2 protein-coding genes are annotated in these 2,320 nt (G+C 69.1%); one reads left to right on the forward strand and one right to left on the reverse strand.

The window, feature by feature from the left end:
* Positions 1-136 precede the first annotated feature (136 nt).
* Positions 137-1,627 carry an NAD(P)/FAD-dependent oxidoreductase gene (locus tag AB0G02_RS14420; RefSeq protein WP_360793756.1) on the reverse strand — a complete coding sequence of 497 codons (1,491 nt, stop codon included), beginning with the start codon at positions 1,625-1,627 and terminating at the stop codon, positions 137-139.
* A 76-nt stretch (positions 1,628-1,703) separates the two neighbouring features.
* Here AB0G02_RS14420 and AB0G02_RS14425 point away from each other — a divergent pair.
* Positions 1,704-2,320: TetR/AcrR family transcriptional regulator (locus tag AB0G02_RS14425; protein ID WP_360793758.1), on the forward strand; the 617-nt coding region annotated here is incomplete at its 3' end.

Genomic DNA, 2,320 nt, shown 5'->3' on the forward strand with positions numbered 1-2,320 from the left:
ACTCTCGCGAGAGTCCTACGCCCGGAGCGCGAGAGTCCTACGCTCGGAGCACCCGAGTTCAACGCTCAGCTCGCGCGTGTCCAACGTCCGGGACGACCGTGTCCTACGTCCAGGCACCCCGAGTTGAACGTTCGGGTCACGCGGGCACGCGGTTGCGGCGACGGGCGCGGGTCAGGGTGTAGTCCTCGGCGCGCACGGTCTTGGTGCGCATCCAGTACCGCCAGGTGAAGCCGGGCCACACGGTCCGGTTGACGCCCCGCGCGTCGAGGTACCAGCTCTTGCAGCCGCCCTCGGTCCACACGCCCCGGCTCAGCTTGCGCTGCAACTGCCGGTTGAACCGCGCCTGCACGTCCGGCCGCACGTCCAGCTCGTCGGCGCCGTGCCGGTCCAGCAGCTCCAGGCACTGACGGACGTACCGGATCTGCGACTCGATCATGAACACGACCGAGTTGTGCCCCAGCCCGGTGTTCGGCCCGAGCAGGAAGAACAGGTTCGGGAAGCCCGAGACGGTGATGCCGTAGTAGGTCTCGATGCCCTGCTCCCGCCACTGCTTCGCCAGGTCGACGCCGCCCTTGCCGGTGATGTCCAGGTAGTCGAACGAGTCGACCACGTGGAACCCCGTGCCGTAGATGATCACGTCGACCTCGTGCTCGACGCCCGCCCGGTCGACCACGCTGTTCGCCCGGACCTCCGCGATGCCGTCGGTCACCAGCTCGACGTTCGGCCTGGTCAGCGCCGGGTAGTAGTCGTTGCTGATCAGCACCCGCTTGCAGCCCATGGTGTAGTCGGGGGTCAGCTTGGCCCGCATGGCCTCGTCCGGCACCTGGCTGCGCAGGTGCCGCTTGGCGATGTTCTGCGCGAACTCCATGATCTTCGGGTTCACGGCGAAGCCGAGCGCGCTCGACTCCCGCGTCCAGTACACGAAGTCGCGGTACAGGCGCTGGGTGACCGGCAGCGCCCCGAACAGCTTCTGCTCCCAGGTGTTGATCGACCGGTCCATCTTGGGCATGACCCACGGCGGCGTGCGCTGGAACAGCGTCAGCCGACCGACCTCGCCGGCGATCCGCGGCACGAACTGGATCGCGCTCGCGCCCGTGCCGACCACGGCGACCCTCTTGCCCCTCAGGTCGTAGTCGTGGTCCCACTCGGCGGAGTGGAACGCCTTGCCCTCGAACGCCTCGATGCCCGGCAGCTCCGGGACGTTCGGGATGTGCAGCGCCCCGACCCCCGCGACGACGGACCGCGCGGTGTAGGTGTCGCCGTTCTCGACGCTGACGTGCCAGACCTTCCGGTCCTCGTCCCAGCGCGCGCCGCCGACCTTGCTGTCGAACCTGATGTGCTCGCGCAGCCGGTACTTCTCCGCGACCCGCTTGAGGTAGTCCCAGATCTCCGGCTGGCGGGCGAACATGCGCGACCAGCGCGGGTTCAGCTCGAACGAGAACGAGTACATGTGGGACGGGACGTCGCACGCGCAGCCGGGGTAGGAGTTGTCCCGCCAGGTTCCGCCGAGGTCGCTCGCCTTCTCCAGCACCACGAAGTCGTGCTTGCCCGCGCGCTTCAGCTCGATCGCCATGCCCAGCCCGGAGAAGCCCGTGCCGATGACCAGGACTTCGACCTCTCGGTGCATGCCCGTCCCCTCCAAGTCCGCCTACGTACTGCTCAGTAGGTTACTCGAAGTAAGTTACCTCCGGTAGTCTCGACCCGTGACCACGACCGAGCCACGTCGCCGGCGGATGCCCAAGGCGCAGCGCAAGGCTCAGATGATCGACGTCGCCGAGGGCGTCTTCGCCGAGCGCGGGTACCTCGCGGCGTCGATGGACGAGATCGCGGAACGGGTCGGGGTGTCCAAGCCGATGCTCTACGAGTACTTCGGCTCCAAGGAGGGCCTGCTCATCGGCTGCATCCACCGGGCGCGCACGGAGCTGCTGGACCGCACGCAGCGGGCGATCACCGGCGCGGACGGGCCGGAAGAGGTGCTGCGGCTCGGCCTGATGGCGTTCTTCGAGTTCATCGCGGAGCACAAGCAGTCGTGGGCGCTGCTGAGGCAGGAGGCGGCGATCACCGTGCCGTCGGCCGTGGACGAGGTCGAGGGGATCCGGCGGCAGCAGACCGACCTGATCGCGGCCGTGATCGGCAGCTTCGAGTCCGACGTCGACCCGGTCGAGGCCGAGGCGTTCGCGGAGATCGTGGTGGGGTCGACCGAGCGGTTGGCGCTGTGGTGCGAGCGCAGGCCCGAGGTGGGGGGGCCGGGGGCGCCCCGGGCACAGGAGGGCGGAGTGTGTGGGGGGGGGGGGGGGGCGGGGTGCTGGCCCCCCGCGCC

Origin of the sequence: Actinosynnema sp. NPDC023658 (assembly GCF_040639995.1) — a bacterium.
Lineage (GTDB): Bacteria > Actinomycetota > Actinomycetes > Mycobacteriales > Pseudonocardiaceae > Actinosynnema.